Genomic DNA, 17,285 nt, shown 5'->3' with positions numbered 1-17,285 from the left:
AAAATGAAAGTTTCAGAACATTTTATTAAGCAGATCCTTGAAAAGAAAAAGAGTAGTTCTCAGGGATTCTTTGATAAGAACAAAATGGAAAATTTTGTCAGAGGCCTGTATATTCTCATGTTTCTTCCACAAAAAACAAATACTGAAGATCAGCTTCATGACGGATTTAAAAACTTGCGGAAAATTCTTTTTGATCTGATAATAAACGCATCAGAGGATGAGGTTTTTGCCATAAAGCAGACAGACCGGTTCTTTTTCGCATTACCTGATATCTACAGCACATTGGTTTTGGACGCTGAATCTATTTTAGAATTTGATCCCGCAACAGAGTCTTTGGAAGAAATACTCCTCTCATATCCGGGCTTTTTTGCCACGTATGTGTACAGGATCTCCCATCAGCTCTGGATTCAAAAGGTAAAAATCCTGCCCCGGGTGATCTCGGAATATGCGCATAGCAGGACCGGGATAGACATCCATCCGGGTGCGGTTATTGGAAAATATTTCTTTATCGACCATGGAACAGGAATCGTGATCGGAGAGACCACAGAGATTGGAAATCATGTAAAGCTGTATCAGGGGGTAACACTGGGAGCTTTAAATGTTTCAAAGGACAAGGCCAATGAGAAAAGGCATCCCAATATTGAAGACCATGTTATTATATATTCCGGAGCCACCATTTTAGGAGGGAATACAACCATCGGCAGAGACAGTATTATCGGAGGAAATGTATGGATTACACAAAACGTTCCTTCCAGCTCTCTGGTTTATAATAAAAGTGAAATAAAGATAAAAGATAACGGAACACTTCCTGAATCTTTAACATTTGTGATATAACATCAACAACAAAACAACATAAAATTGAATCGGTATGAAGTTCCAAAACACATTAGAAACCATCGGAAATACCCCGGTCGTAAAAATTAATAAGCTCTTCGATACAGGACATGAAGTCTGGATCAAACTGGAAAAAGCCAATCCCGGAGGAAGCATCAAAGACAGGATTGCTTTATCAATGATCGAAGATGCAGAAGCTAAAGGACTGCTGAACGAAAACAGTGTCATTATAGAACCTACAAGCGGAAATACAGGCATCGGACTTGCTCTGGTTGCTGCGGTAAAAAACTATAAGCTTATTCTAGTGATGCCCGAAAGCATGAGTTTGGAACGCCGGAAAATTATGGAATCTTACGGAGCTCAATTCGTTCTGACTCCAAGAGAGCAAGGAATGAAGGGAGCCATTGAGAAAGCGGAAGAACTGGCGAATGAAACTGCAAATTCATGGATTCCAAGACAGTTTGACAATCCAGCAAATGTGAAAGTACATGTTGAAACCACTGCCCAGGAAATTCTGAAAGACTTTCCGGAAGGACTGGATTACCTGATCACCGGGGTAGGAACCGGAGGACACATCACCGGACTTGCCCAGGTATTGAAACAAAAATTTCCCAACATCAAAGTGATTGCTGTAGAACCTGAATTGTCCCCTGTTCTTAGTGGAGGAGCTCCGGCACCACACCCGCTTCAGGGCCTGGGAGCAGGATTTGTTCCTTCAATCCTTGATGCAGAACTGCTGGATGAAATTGTACAGATCAATAAAGATGAAGCTTTTGAGTTTACTAAGGAAGCTGCCAAAAAAGAAGGACTCTTCGTAGGAATTTCTACTGGAGCCGCCTTAGCAGCAGTGGCCAAAAAACTTCCTCAGATCCCTGTAGGATCTACTGTACTCACCGTGAATTACGACACGGGCGAAAGATATCTGTCCATCGAAGGACTTTTCTAGACACATCCAAAAGAAGATTTAAAATGAAAAAAAACAACAGCACACCAAAGGTTTACCTTGTCGGTGCAGGACCCGGCGACCCTGATCTGATCACTGTAAAGGCCGTAAAAGCCATTGCTTCAGCCGATGTCATCCTGTGTGATCGTCTCGTAAGTCCTGAGATTATAGACCGTTACGCAAATAAGAATTCCGAAATCATCTACGTGGGAAAAGAATGCAGTAAAAAAGCTTCTACCCCACAGTCCCATATCAATACCCTGATTGTAGAGTTTGCTTTACTAGGCAAAACTGTGGTAAGACTCAAAGGTGGGGACATCTCTTTTTTTTCCAATGTTTTGGATGAACTGAAAGCTTTGAAAGAACATCATATCGCATTTGAAATCATCCCGGGAATCACAGCAGCATCCGGAGCAGCGGCCTATGCAGGAATACCGCTAACAGCCAGAGGATATGCCACATCTGTGCGCTTTCTGACCTATTATAAAAAAGAAATCCTCAGCGATGCCTACTGGAAAGAACTTGGAGCATCCGATGACACGCTTGTCTTTTATATGTCTAAAGGAAATCTGAACAGCCTGATAGAAAAGTTTCTGACCTTGGGGAAAACGGAGGGTAAGAAAATAGCCATCATAGAACAGGCAACGACACCTTATCAGAAAGTCTACACCTCTTCTCTGGAAGATTTTCAGCAAAACTTTGGAAATAAAGACTTTGTATCTCCATCACTGGTGGTGATCGGGAAGGTGGTGAATCTGCATGAAGAGTTTTCCTGGCTGGAATCACCTATACAGGAAGGGATTTATTTTAAATCTGTAACCAACGGAACCTTAGTCTCAAACCATCAAAATATCCTGGAATATGCTGTCTGAAACTAAATTAAAAGCTCTTAAAGAAATATCAGGAGATTTTTCAAGAGATGAAGCCGTTTGGGCCAGTGGTTTTCTGGCAGGAATTGCCGGAATATCTGCGGTGGGACAGCATCCGATTACCTCGGGCGCTGATACCAACGCCGTTTCTCCAAAGAAAATTACCCTTGCCTATGGCACTGAAACCGGAAACAGTAAGAAACTCGCAGTAGAACTTGCGGGAATTCTCAAGAAAAAAGCCGTGCAGGTAAAACTGGCAGACCTTTCCCAGTACAAGCCGAAAGATCTTGCCAAAGAAGATTTGTTCTTCATTATTATCAGTACTCAGGGAGAAGGGGATCCACCGATTCTTGCCAAAAAATTTTATGATCATCTTCACGAAAATGATTTGGATATCAGTCATCTGAAATTTGGAATACTTGCCTTGGGAGATAGTAGTTATCCCCTGTTCTGCAAAACAGGCGAGGACATCGATTCCCGTTTTGAAGTACTGGGAGCTCAGAGAATAATTCCTCTTAAAAAATGTGATGTCGATTATGAACAGGATGCGTATAGCTGGACAGAACACATTCTTGATACGGTTAATAAAACAGCAGAAGGCAGCCAGAAAAGCGTGGTTACCCTAAAAACATCAACAGCGAGAAAAAAATACCAGGGAAAAATTTCAACCATCATCAATCTCAATGATAGAGATTCAGACAAAGAAACCTACCATATAGAAATAGAAACAGAAGAGCCTCTTGTGTACAGCCCCGGTGATGCATTGGGAGTGATAGCTTTTAATAAAAAAGAGGAAGTAGAAGAAATTATTAGCTTAACCGGAATTGATCCCGAAAAGCAGATTAAAACAGTGAAATTGACGGCCGGAGCAGAAGAACTGCTTTATAAACATCTTAATATCAGCTATCTGCTTAAAACAACAGTCGCTCAATATGCGCAGATCACAGGCCACGCTATTCCCGAAGTACGATTAAGTCTTCTCGATTTGCTGAGAATTTATCCTGTAAAAAGGGCGGATGAATTTGAACAGTTTATCCCTGCTCTAACAGGTCAGTCACCACGTTTGTATTCTGTTTCTTCCTCACTGGAAGCCCATGGAGACAGCGTAATTCATATCACCGTCGCTAAATCAGAATTTTTCATCAATGATAAAAAGCAGAACGGACTGTGCAGTGGTTTTCTGGCAGAATTTAAAGAAGGTGAAGACATCGAATTTTATATTCAGGAAGCCAAACATTTCAGACTTCCCAAGCCGGAAAAAGATGTCATAATGATTGGTCCGGGAACGGGTATTGCGCCTTTCAGGTCTTTTCTCTACGAAAGAGATGCTCTGGGAGGAGAGGGCAGAAACTGGCTCTTTTTCGGAGACCGGACTTTCGTTTCAGACTTTCTTTACCAGGCCGAACTTCAGGATTTTCTAAAAACAGGGACTTTGACCCATCTCGATCTTGCCTTTTCCAGAGACACCGCCGAAAAAGTATATGTTCAGCACAAACTGGAGCAAAAAGCACAGGAAGTCTTCCATTGGCTTGAGGCAGGAGCATCTCTTTACGTTTGCGGAGCCAGAGAACCCATGAGTAAAGACGTTGAAAAAACCATTCTGAATATCATTCAGGATAAGGGAAAACACAGCCTGGAAGAGGCTCAGAATTATCTCGAAGAACTGGAACTCAACGGGAGATATGTTAAAGATGTGTATTAAATCATAAATGGATACGATATGACAGATAAGAATAACCTTTCGCCGGTAGAAAGGATAAAAACCGGCAGTAATGGACTCAGGGGAACCTTAAAGGAAAGCCTTTTGGACGATTTTACCGGAGCCATCAGAGAAGATGACCAAACCCTCATCAAATTCCATGGAATGTACCAGCAGGATGACAGGGACAGACGCGAAGAAAGAGTGGGAAAAAAATTGGAATGGCTGTATTCGTATATGATCAGATTGAGGCTTCCGGGAGGATTTTTAACGTCTGAACAGTGGGCGGGACTTCATGAAATCGCAGAAAACTATTCCACAGGGGTGATCAAAATTACCACCCGCCAGACCATTCAGCTGCATGGAATTTTAAAATCTCATGTGAAGCCGACCATTCAGAATTTCAATTTACAGCATCTGGATTCTATCGCAGCGTGCGGTGATGTGAACCGAAATGTAACCTGTACTTCAAATCCTTCCGAATCACCATTACATCATGAGGTTTTTGAACTGGCCGGAAAAATCAGTGAAATGTGTCTTCCGAAAACAAAATCCTATTATGATCTGTGGATCGATGATGAGCTGGTAATCGACAGGAAAACAGAGGAAGATCCATTGTATCAGGAGAGATATCTGCCGAGAAAACTGAAAATAGGAATTGCCATTCCTCCCAACAATGATGTCGATGTTTTTATCAATGATATTGCGCTGATTGCCATCGTTGAAGATGACAGAATCGTAGGTTACAATATTGCGGCAGGCGGAGGGCTTGGTGCTACCCACGGAAATGATGCTACCTATGCACGTCTGGCTTCCCTTTTAGGTTTTGTAGACACGGAAGAAAAACTACTGAGAGCAGTCTATGAAATTATTACGGTACAGCGTGATTTCGGGAACAGAAGCGACAGAAAATTATCAAGATTAAAATATACAATAGATAAGCTGGGCATCGAAGGCTATAGAAGGGAAGTTGAAAAAAGATGTGGATTTAGTTTAGAACCTGCCAGAGAATTTAATTTTGAACAGAGAAAAGACCGCTACGGCTGGACCCGAAATCACGAAGGAAAATGGTTTTACACTTTGTTTGTAGAGCACGGGAGAGTTCTGGATACAGAAGATTATCCTTTAAAATCCGGGCTGTTTAAAATTGCCCAAACAGGAAACGTGAATTTCCGGTTTACCTGTAATCAGAATCTGATTCTTTCCGATATCCGGGAAGAGGATAAAACGGAAATTGAAAATATCCTTCAAGAACATGGGATTTCAGTTTATACGGAAGAAGCCAGCGCGTTGCGTAAAAATTCCGTGGCTTGTGTTGCACTGAACACTTGTTCACTGGCTTTGGCGGAAGGTCAGCGTTATCTCCCTGTTTTAGTCACAAAAATAGAACCTCTCCTTCAAAAATACGGACTTCAAAACGAAGATATCACCATCAGAATGACGGGCTGTCCGAATGGATGCGGAAGATCACCCAATGCCGAAATAGGATTTGTAGGAACGGCTTACGGAAAATACAATCTTCATATCGGAGGCGATAGGCTGGGAATGCGTCTTAATACAAAATTTAAAGAAAACATCGGCGAAGGAGAAATTCTTGAGACTCTGGATGAACTTTTCGGAATCTACCTGAAAGGAAGATATTCGGAAGAAACATTTGGTGATTTCTCTTACCGCTATTTACAAACCCAAAAATAAGAATATGATCAACCTTCTTTACCGGCAGAAAAATGCCAGAAAACACTACCATCATCTTTTAGGGATCCGAATGTGTATGTGCTGTTCATTAATTGACGACGCATAAATCATTTTTAACCCTAAAATTTTAAACAAGTGAAATCCATATCCCACAAATATCTTAAACAGAAAATAAGTCTGATCTTATTCCTGACATTTTCCTTTACTGCCGTTTTACAGGCACAGCAGCTTATCGAACTAAGCGGAATAATCAAACATACAGATAGCCATAAAGGCATTGCCGGAGCACAGATCCGGGTAGAACATACTCAGGATATTGCAGTAACCGATCAGGAAGGGAATTTCAACCTGAGAACAAGGGTTAAAATACCTTTCAGAATAGTGGTAACCAAAGAAGGGTTCGCGGCCCATACTGCCGAGATACTTTCATTGTCCAGTAAAATAGCTATCGAATTAAATCCTCAGAACACCATCATCAATGAGGTTGTTATTTCCGCTTCGCGTGTTCCGGAAAAAATTCTGAGATCACCGATAGCGATTGAAAAAATTGATATTAAAACCATCCGGGAAAGCCCCGCTGCCTCATTCTATGAAACATTAGAGAATGTGAAGGGATTACAACTTTTAACCTCAAGTCTTACTTTAAAAGTTCCCAATTCCAGAGGATTCAATTCTCCGAATAACTTCCGCTTCATGCAGCTGGTGGATGGTGTAGATGTACAGTCTGCCACGCTGGGAGTTCCGTTGGGAAATGCCATTGGTCCTACAGAATTGGATATTCAGTCTATGGAAATTACCCCCGGAGCGGCTTCTGCGCTGTATGGAATGAATGCTGTCAATGGATTGGCGAGTCTTCAGACCAAAGATCCGTTTACTTCGGAAGGGATAAGCCTTTACTTCAGAGGAGGAGTGAATCATGTAGATCATGTTAATCACAAAACGGCTGCCCTTGGCGAAAGTGCATTCAGAGTTGCCAAAGTCCTCAATAAAAACTTTGCGGTGAAAGTCAATGCCTCTTATTTCAGTGGGGTAGACTGGATCTCGGATAACCGAACAGATCAGAATCCCAATTCACTGATTACCGCCAATCCCAATTTTTCACTTTCCGATAACCCGGCCGAAGATCTCTGGAACAAATACGGAGATGAAAGAAACAACAGGACATCGGTAAAAGTGAATTATAATGGAAAACCCACCACTTTTAATGTTGCAAGAACAGGGTACTATGAAAAGGATCTCATAAGCCCTGAAGTGAAGAATATAAAATTTGATGCCGGATTATACTACCGTTTTGGAGATCAGTGGAAAACCTCGTATGTCTACCGCTATGGATTACTGGATGGTACTTTTCAGCGGGGAAACAAGATCCGTCTTCAGAATGCAACGGTTCAGAACCATAAAGTGGAACTTACAGGTAAAGAATTGACATTCAGAGCGTATATGTCCATAGAGAATACCGGAGACTCTTATAATCTGAAGCCTTTGGCTGATAATCTGGACCTTACAAATCTTTCCAATACCAACTGGAAAAATATTTTTCAGACTACTTTGCAGGACAGGCTCAATTCGGGAGTTAATCTGAATGATGCTTTTATTTTAGCCAGACAGCAAGCAGATAAAAACCGGGTGATTCCGGGCACAGCAGCGTTTGAACAGTTAAAAAATACCATTATCGGGATTAATAACTGGGATTCAGCCAATTCCGGAATTGCAGGAGCACCTGCCACAGGAGGAGCAAAGCTTGAACAGAAATCCCGTTTTTATCAGGGCGAAATAACTTATGATTTTACACGATTTGTAAAGATTTTTAATCTTCTTGCGGGAGCAGATTACCGTCTTTACAGCATCACGCCTGACGGAAATAACTTTGTTGATTTTAACAGACCGGTCAGCGAAAGAAATATCCCTTTATCCGATGGGACTTTCGGGAACAATGTCATTTATCAGAAGTATGGTGCATTTGTTCAGCTTACCAAGCTTTTTTTCCAGGATAAATTAAAAGTGAATCTGGCACTTCGTGCAGACAGAAATCCCGAGTTTGAAACAAAATTGAACCCTAGGCTGAGCATAGTTTATTCTCCTGTTAACGAGCATAATTTCAGAGCCTCTTTCCAAAATGGATACCGTTTTCCTTCTTTATTTGAAGCATTATCATTCGTTAATAATGGGAATGTAAGAAGAGTAGGTGGGCTCTCAAAGGCTAATGATGGGCTGGGTTATCTTGAAAATTCCTATACGCTGGCTTCTATAGACCAGTTTATTTCTGCCGTAAATAAAGAGGTAGATGGTGGATCGAACCAGAATCAGGCAGCATTGAAAAACAGAGCTCTTTTGACGCCAGCAAATCTGCCGAAACTGCAACCCGAAAAGGTGACTTCTTTTGAAATAGGGTATAAATCAGCTTTATTTAACAGCAGACTCGTTATCGACTGGGATTTTTATTACAATGTTTATGAAGGCTTCCTGGGACAGGTAGAAGTTGCAGTGCCTAAAAATGAAAATATCGGAAGCGACAATGCTGTTTTAGCGATGCTGGACAGAAGTAAGCAGGACCGATATAGAGTGTATACCAACAGTACCAGTAAGTACAAAAGCTTTGGTACTTCTTTGGGTATACGCTACAACCTCGTGAGAAATTATAATGTCAATGTAAACGTGTCTTATAACGATCTTATCTCAACCCATACTTCAGATCTTTTTATTACAGCTTTTAATACGCCTAAATGGGCGGTCAATCTAAGTGTTGGAAACAGAGAGATTATCAAAAATATCGGATTTACAGTAGCCGCAAGATGGCAGGATAGTTTCTTATGGGAAAGTCCGTTAGCTTCCGGAACCATTCCTTCATACTACACCATTGATGCACAGGCAACATGGAGGATTCCGGAAATAAAAGCAAGTGTAAAAATTGGAGCGACCAATCTTCTTAACCGCAGGTACTTCCAGTATGCGGCAGGGCCAGAGGTCGGAGGGCTGTACTACGTAGCATTTACCTATGATCTAAAACTTTAAATACAATGAGTAACTCTTTATATCCCATATTCTTAAAGCTCGAGGAATTATCATTGCTTATCATTGGCGGCGGAAATATTGCACTGGAAAAACTGCAGTCTGTTCTGGCGAATTCCCCTGGAGCGCGTATTAAGCTGGTGGCAAAAGAAATCAGCGACCAGGTTAAAGAACTCAAGCAGAATTATCCCAATCTTACCCTGCATGAACGGTCCTATACTGATAATGATTTTAACAGCGCTGATCTTGCGATTGTAGCAGTGAATGACATATGTCTGGCAGAGCGGATCCGAAACCGGGCGCACCAGCATAATATTCTGGTCAATATTGCGGACAAACCGGGGCTTTGTGATTTTTATTTGGGTTCTATTGTCCGGAAGGGAAATCTTAAAATTGCAGTGTCAACCAATGGAAAATCTCCGACGGTAGCCAAAAGATTACGGGAGATCTTAACAGAAACAATTCCTGATGAGGAAATGGAAGGGCTTCTGGATAATATGCAGAACATCCGAAATCAGTTAAAAGGTGATTTTACCCATAAAGTAAAGGAATTGAACAGATTGACTACCAGTTATCTGGATGAGAAAAGCAGACAGCCTGCTGAAGCAAAACTAGAGATGGAAAAACTGATCAGTATTGCCAAAACAGCACAAAGAAGAGCCAATATTTACCTGGGAATCATGGGGGTACTGATCCTGTTTGGCGTGCTGGCAATGATCATTTTCCAGTTCAACCTGTCTGGAGATATTCATCATTTTCTCAGCAAAGACGGTTATATTTTTTACTGGATGCTGTTGGCTGGTTTTTTGGCTGAAATTGTTGCAGGATCAATGGGTATGGGATATGGAGTGATCTGTACGACCATCCTGCTGCTGCTTAATATTCCACCACCGGTTGTAAGTGCAAGCATTCATTCAGCAGAATCATTTACCTCGGCGGCAGGAAGTATCAGCCATTATAAATTAGGAAATATCAACAAAAAGATGGTCTGGGTGTTATTTCCTGTGGCTGCCGCTGGTGCTTTTATCGGAGCATTTGCGTTGTCTTATTTTGGAGAATATTATGCGCATATTGTAAAACCTGTAATCGCCTGTTACACGCTGTATCTCGGATTCAATATTCTTAGAAATGCTTTTAAAGGAAAAGATAAGAAATCAGGAAAAAATATACGGAAAAAGAGAACCAATCTCAGAATATTAGGATTAGCGGGAGGATTTATTGATTCTTTTGCGGGAGGAGGATGGGGACCTTTAGTGACCGGAACTTTGATTAAAGACGGGAGGACACCGCGGTATGTGGTAGGCAGTTCCACGATGGCTAAATTTTTACTGACTGTTGTAAGTGCTCTGACATTTATTTTCACCATAGGAATTCATCACTGGAACATTGTGCTGGGGCTTCTTTTGGGAGGTGTTTTTACCGCTCCTTTTTCAGCGATGTTTGCGTCACGTCTTCCTGCGAAAAAAATGTTTGCTGTCGTAGGTGTGGTGGTTATTGTCATGAGCCTGATCACGATTGTAAAATCATTAATATAAATAATATTGGTGAAGAATATAATGCATAAACCAAAGGTTTCCATGTCTTGAATAGTTTATCTGGAGCTGCATATTAGTTATTGAAATTTTAAATTATATATAAAAGGTTGAAAATCAAAAATATGTTAGCTTTGTAACAGGTTAACATAAACTTGTTAACTTTTATTATATTTGAGAAAATCAAAGTACCAATGTTTCTAACCGAATGTCCGAGAGATGCAATGCAGGGTTGGGGAGAATTTATCCCTACTGACAAAAAAATAGATTACATCAACTCTTTAATGGAAGTTGGGTATGATATACTGGATTGTCTGAGCTTCGTATCTCCAAAGTCAATTCCTCAGCTTGCTGATTCTGATGAGGTTGCCAAAAATATAGATAAATCTTTATCCAATACCAAAGTTTCTGCAATTATCGCCAATTACAGAGGTGCCGAAAAAGCATTAAAACATCAGTCGGTAGATATTCTTGGATTTCCATTTTCTATTTCTGAGACTTTTCAACACAGAAATACCAATAAAAGTCAGGAAGAAGCTTTTGCCGAGATCATTAGAATGCTCGAACTGGTAAAAAGTGAAGGCAGACAGCTGAATATTTATTTTTCAATGGCTTTCGGAAACCCATACGGCGAAATGTGGAAATGGGAGGATGTCGATTTCTGGGCTAAGAGGTTTTCTGAAATCGGAATTAAAGATGTTCTGCTTTCTGATACGACAGGGGTTGCAACACCTGAAACCATTGCGCTTTTATTCGAAAAAATCCCTGCAAAATATCCTGAAATCAATTTTGGAGGACATTTCCATAACCGTTATGAGGATTCCTATTCAAAACTGAAAGCAGCTTATGATAATGGCTGCAGAAGATTCGACAGTGCCATTAAAGGAATCGGAGGATGTCCTATGGCCAAAGACGATCTTGTAGGAAATATGCCTACAGAACAGGTGATCAACTTTATGAGCGTAGAAAAAGTGGAGCATAAACTGAATCTGCTGAATTTTGAAAGTTCCTACAATAAAGCAAAGGATATTTTTCATTTTTAAATAAAAAATAAAGCTCGCGCAGATCGGACAGATAAAGCAGATAGAATTTTTTTTGAAGCATCAAAAAAAATCTGTGCAATCTCCGGGACAAAATAAATTAAGAAGAGCGGGTTTTAGCCCGCTTTCCTATATTAAGTACTCATTCGGCTTTAGCCAAAACTGATCATTTAATCCCAAAATCACAAAAAATGTCACCAATAATTTCACCATCAGATTTTAAAAAACTTTCAGGAGAAAACCTTATTATCCTTGATGCCAGAGCAGGAAAGGATATTCGTCAGAATTATCTTGAGAAGCATATCAAAGGAGCCCGTTTTATAGATCTGGATAAAGATCTGGCTGACCTTGGAGCAGACGCTGCTTTTGGTGGAAGACATCCTCTTCCCGCTATTGAAAAATTTGCAGAAACATTGTCAAATCTTGGAATTTCAGAGAATTCTCATGTAGTCGTATATGATGATAAAAATGGGGCCAATGCAGCAGCAAGAGCCTGGTGGATGTTGAAATCTTTTGGATTGGAAAACGTTCAGGTTCTGGATGGAGGAATTCAGTCTGCAGAGAAAGAAGGTGTAGAATTTTCTTCCGGTGAAGAGACTTTTGAAAAAGCTTCTGTCATTAAAAAAGAAAATTGGCTTCTTCCGGTTAAGGCGCTGGAAGTTGTTGAAAATGAATTAATAAACCATTCTTCGACGGTTGTAGATGTAAGAGATGCCTACCGATACAGGGGAGAGTCTGAGCCCATTGATCTGGTAGCAGGACATATTCCGGGAGCGATCAATATTCCTTTTTCGGAGAACCTCGATGAGAACGGAAATTTCCTGAAGCCTGAAGTTTTAAAACAAAAGTATACAGAACTTTTAAAAGATAAGCCTCAACACCTTATTATCCATTGTGGATCGGGTGTTACTGCGTGTCACACTATTTTGGCTCTGGAGTATGCAGGCTTCCCTATCGCTGATCTGTATGTGGGATCATGGAGCGAATGGAGCAGGAGAGAAGGAAAAGAAATAGCCAAAGAAATCTAAATGCAAAAAACCCGGAAAATCTCCGGGTTTTATATTTTTTCTCGATGCAGAACTAAAGCATTCCCAATTCAAATTTGGCCTCTTCGCTCATCATATCTTTGTTCCAGCTTGGTTCAAAAGTAAGCTCAAGGTCTACGCTTTTTACACCTTCTACTTCTCCTACCTTGTCTTTTACTTCCTGTGGCAGTGTTTCTGCAACCGGACAGTTTGGGGTAGTAAGGGTCATTATAATTTTTACATCGCCTTCTTCGGAAATCTGTACATCATATATCAGCCCTAACTCGTAAATATCTACCGGAATTTCCGGGTCATATACGGATTTTAAGACCTTGATGATTTCCTCACCAATGTCAGCAATTTGATCGTCTGTAAATTTCATTTTTTAATCTAGATTGATATTCCTTTTCAACAAATCTTCCTGACGCATACGCCGGAAAACATTTGCCAAAGTTAAGACATCTTTTTCACAATAGGTCACTATTCGCTCCAAGTCTTTTTCTATGTAGTAGATTGATGAAACCATTGAACCGTCTATATCATCTTTCGGAGTGGGAATTCCGAAGACATGAGCCAGCAGCTCCAGAGAGACAAAACTTTTATAGTCCCCGAATTTCCAAAGCTCCATGGTGTCAATATGTGGGATTTCCCAGGGCTTTTTCCCAAACATCTGAAACGGAACCGGAGGCTGTATACCATTAATCAGGAAACGTCTGGCAATCCACGGGAAATCAAATTCTTTTCCGTTGTGAGCACACAATATAACATTGTTCAGTCTGGGACTGTTGAAGATCTCTCCAAATTCCTGCAGCATCTTTTTCTCGTCATGACCTGAAAAACTTTTAATTTTTAAGGTATCATTTTTTTCGACCATTCCAATGGTGATGCAGATGATCTTTCCAAACTCAGCCATAATACCGGCACGCTCATAAAACTCTGCAGCGGTCACTTCTTCTTTTCTCTGAAATCTGGTTTTCTTGTCCCAAAGCTTCTGTTCGGCTTCCGGGAGCTCTTCCCATGATCCTGATCCCGGAACAGTCTCAATATCAATAAATAAAACTTTTTCTAATGGAATGTGTTGTATCATATGTGTTGTATTTTATCCGACCTGCATTCCGTTTTTTACGGGAAGTGATGGTGCTAAAAGGGTAACGTCTTTTTGGTCTTCTCCATAAACGCCCAATACCAGACATTCGCTGAAAAAATTAGCGATCTGCTTTCTTGGGAAATTAACGACTGCCATGATCTGTTTTCCTACCAGTTCCTCTTTCGTATAAAGGGAAGTAATCTGTGCAGAAGATTTTTTTATTCCAAGATCTCCGAAGTCTATTTCCAGCTGATAAGAAGGATTTCTAGCCTTCTCAAAATCATTTACGGAGACTATTGTTCCGCATCTTATATCTATTTTTTCAAAGTCTGTCCAGGATATTTCCGGTTTTATGGTCATGATAATGAATTGATTAAATGTTCTATTTCTGTTTTTCCTTCCGCATATTTGTTTTGCAGTTCTGATCCTTCGCCCATCCTTCTGTAATATTCCAGCGCTTTGTTTCCAAAGAATTTTTTGTGAAAATCCGAAACTTCCGGCACCTGCGGAAAAACTTTATGGAAAAGCATTTCATAGTACGCCTGGAATTCCCGTTCGTTTTTATCTTCAACGACCTGCCCCGGGGCTTTCTGCCGTACATGAAGCATTTCGTGGGCAACCATATTCAGGACGAGGTTCAGATCAAAATCAAATAAATTTCTAGGGATCATTACTTTTTGAGGTCCTCCCAATTCTCCTTCTGCCGTTAAAAGCATAGAATTAGGCGAAAGTTCTTCCCTAAAACCAAAGCCGGCAAAGTTTTCATGTTCCAGTTCAAAAGAATGGATTAAAAATTTAGCGGCATCCAGGATCTGGTCGTGTTCTTTGTAAGCTTCAAGGTGTAAATTGATCTGCTCGAAATTCATTCAGAATATGTTTAAAACAAATGTATTAAAATATTTGGACTGCTACTTTCTTAAAAATAGAATTTTAGATAGGATTATTCTGTCTATAATTACAAAAGAAGCAGATAATCTCAAAAAACGATCAAAGTAAATTTTTATATTAGTAGGATAAATAACTTTACGAAAGTTATATAAATCAGATTGACGCAATGTCTAAATTTGAAAGTCATAATGCATTTTAAAAAGACAGTTAATGAGAAAAAATATATTACGGAAAATTAAAATAGATAATGAGACTTACTTATGGAAAAGGTTGCATCTTCATTTAACAAATTATGAATACTCAAAATGCGTTGAAAAGGTTGTGATTTATCTTGAAGGATATAAAAAATCTCCGCTTCAACTTTCGTTTAGAGAAGAGGATAATTTAACTCTTAAATCAGATGTAAAAAAAGAAAAATGGAGCGTAGGTTATCCCGATGATGGAGTAATTTGGTTGTATAAGTATAAACCTCATTTACCTAATAATAAAACATACCCAGTTAATAAGCAGCAAACTGATGAGATCAATTTGAATCGGCCGGCTGTTATAGCCGAGCTAATTCGATATTTTCTTCATAATGGTTGGAAACCAAAAGAAAGTATAAGGCCATACATTATTGAAGACGCGTTGAGATTTCTTGAGATCATTGCATTGCCTAAAAGTACAACCTGAGTAATGAGGAACCTCATGTTATTGTACTATAACATGGACGAGAGAATAAATGGCTTAATTATATGTAGTGATTAGAAATGGAATGCCCTAATCGTTACATTTATCTAATAAATAAATCATAAATTGTCAACTTTTTGTAGCTGCAAAACGTATGATAGACAACAAATACATCTCAAAAAACGATCTGTAAAAACCAAATTAATATTGAAAAGGTTACGAAATGAAAATTTTAAATGATTCTAACAAATTATTCTACTTAAAATCTGCTAATGTAATTGGTGGGCAAAATATTCTACTATTTTTTAGACAGGCAGATAAATATATTTTGCGAAATACAGCAGAAAATCAATATGACTACATCAATGTATCATTAATTTTATGGATGGAGAACCCCAATGATGCAAACAACGAATGCTTAAAGATTAAACAATATTTTTTGGACAATACAGTATCAATAGACACAATAAACGATACAGAAATTGAATTTATTGGCAACTATGATTATCAAATTAAAGTGAAAAAATATGATGAAAATCGTATAGACCAATTCACAGAAGATTGGATTGACAGATATTTATATGCCACAAAGTTTGCTTTCGAACAAATGGCTATGGCAGTAAATTATTATAATTTGATTAAAGAAATTGTAAATATTGCAAGATTTTCTAAAGAAGAGATAGCAAACAAGATAATGGACAAAGTGGATTGTTTTGAACAAGAAAACAATATCAAGATTGACTAAAACTAACGCTAACAAGGGCTTTTCAATAATGTCGCGAACCTGCAACGTTCAACGGTAGTTGTTAGTTTTTGTGCAAAATTGAAGATTAGTTCTTTGATGTCAGTCCATCACAAAACCCCGAAACGTTAGATAAAACTCAATCTCAAAAAACGATTAATAAAAGAGCCCAACACAAAGCCGGGCCCTTCATGATAAAGAAAAAAAATTGGTTAAGGATGTTCGTTTCGTGCTTTTATAACAAGGTTGACAAGATCTGAACCGCCACTCGCAAAGTTTTCACTCGGGTTATGGGCGCTTTGGGTAGCTACAGCGTAAGGAGCACCATCCCAGTATCCCCAGAAAGGACCTCCGCTTTGTCCCGGCCAGATATCTGCTTTATGGCTCATGCTTTCATTGTCATCAGCACTCCAGAAATCACCGTCTAAGGCAATGTCTGTTTGATAAGTAGGTCTCTGTCCACCCGTTAAATCCCCCGGATAACCCGCATGAGTCCAATAAGGTTTTCCGTCCCATGCATCGGTGTAGGATTTCGCACCCATCCAGCCTGTGCTGTTTCCGATAGGTCTGTCTAAGACAATAACCACATAATCATATTGAATTTCTGTTGAATCGATCGTAGGTCCCGCCACTTTGTATTTATAATAAGTCAGAGTTCCCCATGCACTTCCATACGGCGCACTTCCGTTATAATACATTGGTGTAAATTTTAGCCAGCCTGTACTGTTATTAGGTTTCCAGTCTACGATATGAGCGCAGGTAAGAAGGTGTCTCGGACCTATCATCACTCCGCTTCCTGAGCCTAATGCACTTTCTACTTTTCCAACGCATCGCCATGGGTATGCTGTAGAATTATATACTTTTCTCTGATCAGGACCGAATATAGTTTTTACCCCTTCTGTGGTTAGGAAAGATTCTCTGTCAATGAATTTTGGTTTGCGGTCTTTTTTAGCCTCTAATTTGGGCTGGTATTCAAAATCTGAATGGGTAGGATAGAAGTGATCGGTTTCGATTGCTTTACCTTCTGCAGATTTTTCGTTGGCAGGCATTCCGATTGATTTCATTCCTTTAGGGAAAGACCGTCCGTCAATGGTTTCCATGGCAGGTCCCTGGTTAGTTAGTTTTTCGGCGTTCGCCAATTTTTCAGCTGATTTTGCTTTAACGGTTTTAAGTCTTGATACTTCTTCAGCCGTCATAGGTTTGTTAGTTTCAGTTTTAGACATGATGATTTGGTTTTTAATCTGTTTTTCCTA

At 39.7% G+C, this 17,285-nt stretch carries 16 protein-coding genes; 11 read left to right on the top strand and 5 right to left on the bottom strand.

Annotated elements, in window-relative coordinates; translation table 11 throughout:
- Positions 1-3 precede the first annotated feature (3 nt).
- The 9 genes from epsC to IW16_RS02990 all read left to right on the top strand — a co-directional run bounded on the left by epsC (position 4) and on the right by IW16_RS02990 (position 12,649).
- Positions 4-834: a serine O-acetyltransferase EpsC gene (gene epsC, locus IW16_RS03030; protein ID WP_034739550.1), complete on the top strand. Its 831-nt coding sequence runs from the start codon at positions 4-6 to the stop codon at positions 832-834.
- A 34-nt stretch (positions 835-868) separates the two neighbouring features.
- A complete protein-coding gene (gene cysK, locus IW16_RS03025) occupies positions 869-1,780 on the top strand; it encodes a cysteine synthase A (protein WP_034739548.1) in 912 nt (303 codons plus the stop codon).
- 23 nt (positions 1,781-1,803) lie between these two features.
- The gene (gene cobA / locus IW16_RS03020; RefSeq protein WP_034739546.1) at positions 1,804-2,649 is read left to right on the top strand and encodes a uroporphyrinogen-III C-methyltransferase; all 846 of its coding nucleotides are present in this window, start codon (positions 1,804-1,806) and stop codon (positions 2,647-2,649) included.
- Positions 2,639-4,348 (top strand): diflavin oxidoreductase, encoded by a 1,710-nt coding sequence (locus IW16_RS03015; protein WP_034739544.1) that lies wholly within the window; start codon positions 2,639-2,641, stop codon positions 4,346-4,348. The genes cobA and IW16_RS03015 overlap by 11 nt, the downstream gene beginning before the upstream one ends.
- Before the next feature lie 18 nt (positions 4,349-4,366).
- Positions 4,367-6,040, top strand: coding sequence for an NADPH-dependent assimilatory sulfite reductase hemoprotein subunit (locus tag IW16_RS03010; protein WP_034739542.1), 1,674 nt, complete (start codon positions 4,367-4,369; stop codon positions 6,038-6,040).
- A 135-nt stretch (positions 6,041-6,175) separates the two neighbouring features.
- A complete protein-coding gene (locus IW16_RS03005; protein ID WP_051889866.1) occupies positions 6,176-9,052 on the top strand; it encodes a TonB-dependent receptor in 2,877 nt (958 codons plus the stop codon).
- Positions 9,053-9,057: 5 nt separating this feature from the next.
- Entirely contained in the window at positions 9,058-10,584 is a 1,527-nt protein-coding gene (locus IW16_RS03000) for a TSUP family transporter (RefSeq protein ID WP_034739540.1), read from the top strand.
- Between the two features lie 191 nt (positions 10,585-10,775).
- Entirely contained in the window at positions 10,776-11,624 is an 849-nt protein-coding gene (locus IW16_RS02995) for a hydroxymethylglutaryl-CoA lyase (protein ID WP_034739538.1), read from the top strand.
- A gap of 188 nt (positions 11,625-11,812) precedes the next feature.
- Positions 11,813-12,649: a sulfurtransferase gene (locus IW16_RS02990; protein WP_034739537.1), complete on the top strand. Its 837-nt coding sequence runs from the start codon at positions 11,813-11,815 to the stop codon at positions 12,647-12,649.
- 52 nt (positions 12,650-12,701) lie between these two features.
- Here the strand turns inward: IW16_RS02990 and IW16_RS02985 are convergent, their stop codons facing one another.
- The 4 genes from IW16_RS02985 to IW16_RS02970 are packed head-to-tail and all read right to left on the bottom strand — an operon-like array spanning position 12,702 to position 14,599.
- Positions 12,702-13,028, bottom strand: coding sequence for an SUF system Fe-S cluster assembly protein (locus IW16_RS02985; protein WP_034739534.1), 327 nt, complete (start codon positions 13,026-13,028; stop codon positions 12,702-12,704).
- A gap of 3 nt (positions 13,029-13,031) precedes the next feature.
- Positions 13,032-13,733 carry a 3'-5' exonuclease gene (locus tag IW16_RS02980; protein WP_034739533.1) on the bottom strand — a complete coding sequence of 234 codons (702 nt, stop codon included), beginning with the start codon at positions 13,731-13,733 and terminating at the stop codon, positions 13,032-13,034.
- A 12-nt stretch (positions 13,734-13,745) separates the two neighbouring features.
- The gene (locus IW16_RS02975; protein WP_034739531.1) at positions 13,746-14,093 is read right to left on the bottom strand and encodes a tRNA-binding protein; all 348 of its coding nucleotides are present in this window, start codon (positions 14,091-14,093) and stop codon (positions 13,746-13,748) included.
- On the bottom strand, positions 14,090-14,599 hold the full coding sequence (locus IW16_RS02970) for a hypothetical protein (protein WP_034739529.1): 510 nt from the start codon (positions 14,597-14,599) through the stop codon (positions 14,090-14,092). The genes IW16_RS02975 and IW16_RS02970 overlap by 4 nt, the downstream gene beginning before the upstream one ends.
- Positions 14,600-14,831: 232 nt before the next feature.
- On the opposite strand from IW16_RS02970, the gene IW16_RS02965 reads away from it, so the two are divergent.
- Together IW16_RS02965 and IW16_RS02960 are read left to right on the top strand one after the other, a co-directional pair.
- Positions 14,832-15,293, top strand: a complete 462-nt coding sequence (locus tag IW16_RS02965) for a hypothetical protein (protein WP_034739527.1) — start codon at positions 14,832-14,834, stop codon at positions 15,291-15,293.
- Positions 15,294-15,513: 220 nt separating this feature from the next.
- The gene (locus IW16_RS02960) at positions 15,514-16,035 is read left to right on the top strand and encodes a hypothetical protein (protein ID WP_034739526.1); all 522 of its coding nucleotides are present in this window, start codon (positions 15,514-15,516) and stop codon (positions 16,033-16,035) included.
- A gap of 209 nt (positions 16,036-16,244) precedes the next feature.
- Here IW16_RS02960 and IW16_RS02955 read toward each other — a convergent pair whose 3' ends face one another.
- Positions 16,245-17,255 (bottom strand): trypsin-like serine peptidase, encoded by a 1,011-nt coding sequence (locus IW16_RS02955; protein ID WP_034739523.1) that lies wholly within the window; start codon positions 17,253-17,255, stop codon positions 16,245-16,247.
- Between the last annotated feature and the right edge of the window lie 30 nt (positions 17,256-17,285).

This window comes from Chryseobacterium vrystaatense, from assembly GCF_000737765.1.
GTDB classification, from domain to species: domain Bacteria; phylum Bacteroidota; class Bacteroidia; order Flavobacteriales; family Weeksellaceae; genus Chryseobacterium; species Chryseobacterium vrystaatense.
The sequence above is the reverse complement of the archived record's forward strand: the minus strand, read 5'-3'. Positions and strand labels throughout refer to the sequence as shown.

What these genes read in the sequence shown, in the direction of transcription:
- epsC (WP_034739550.1), top strand. Translation starts at nt 4, where the DNA reads ATGAAAGTTTCAGAACATTTTATTAAGCAGATCCTTGAAAAGAAAAAG.
- cysK (WP_034739548.1), top strand. Translation starts at nt 869, where the DNA reads ATGAAGTTCCAAAACACATTAGAAACCATCGGAAATACCCCGGTCGTA.
- cobA (WP_034739546.1), top strand. Translation starts at nt 1,804, where the DNA reads ATGAAAAAAAACAACAGCACACCAAAGGTTTACCTTGTCGGTGCAGGA.
- IW16_RS03015 (WP_034739544.1), top strand. Translation starts at nt 2,639, where the DNA reads ATGCTGTCTGAAACTAAATTAAAAGCTCTTAAAGAAATATCAGGAGAT.
- IW16_RS03010 (WP_034739542.1), top strand. Translation starts at nt 4,367, where the DNA reads ATGACAGATAAGAATAACCTTTCGCCGGTAGAAAGGATAAAAACCGGC.
- IW16_RS03000 (WP_034739540.1), top strand. Translation starts at nt 9,058, where the DNA reads ATGAGTAACTCTTTATATCCCATATTCTTAAAGCTCGAGGAATTATCA.
- IW16_RS02995 (WP_034739538.1), top strand. Translation starts at nt 10,776, where the DNA reads ATGTTTCTAACCGAATGTCCGAGAGATGCAATGCAGGGTTGGGGAGAA.
- IW16_RS02990 (WP_034739537.1), top strand. Translation starts at nt 11,813, where the DNA reads ATGTCACCAATAATTTCACCATCAGATTTTAAAAAACTTTCAGGAGAA.
- IW16_RS02985 (WP_034739534.1), bottom strand. Translation starts at nt 13,028, where the DNA reads ATGAAATTTACAGACGATCAAATTGCTGACATTGGTGAGGAAATCATC.
- IW16_RS02980 (WP_034739533.1), bottom strand. Translation starts at nt 13,733, where the DNA reads ATGATACAACACATTCCATTAGAAAAAGTTTTATTTATTGATATTGAG.
- IW16_RS02975 (WP_034739531.1), bottom strand. Translation starts at nt 14,093, where the DNA reads ATGACCATAAAACCGGAAATATCCTGGACAGACTTTGAAAAAATAGAT.
- IW16_RS02970 (WP_034739529.1), bottom strand. Translation starts at nt 14,599, where the DNA reads ATGAATTTCGAGCAGATCAATTTACACCTTGAAGCTTACAAAGAACAC.
- IW16_RS02965 (WP_034739527.1), top strand. Translation starts at nt 14,832, where the DNA reads ATGAGAAAAAATATATTACGGAAAATTAAAATAGATAATGAGACTTAC.
- IW16_RS02960 (WP_034739526.1), top strand. Translation starts at nt 15,514, where the DNA reads ATGAAAATTTTAAATGATTCTAACAAATTATTCTACTTAAAATCTGCT.
- IW16_RS02955 (WP_034739523.1), bottom strand. Translation starts at nt 17,255, where the DNA reads ATGTCTAAAACTGAAACTAACAAACCTATGACGGCTGAAGAAGTATCA.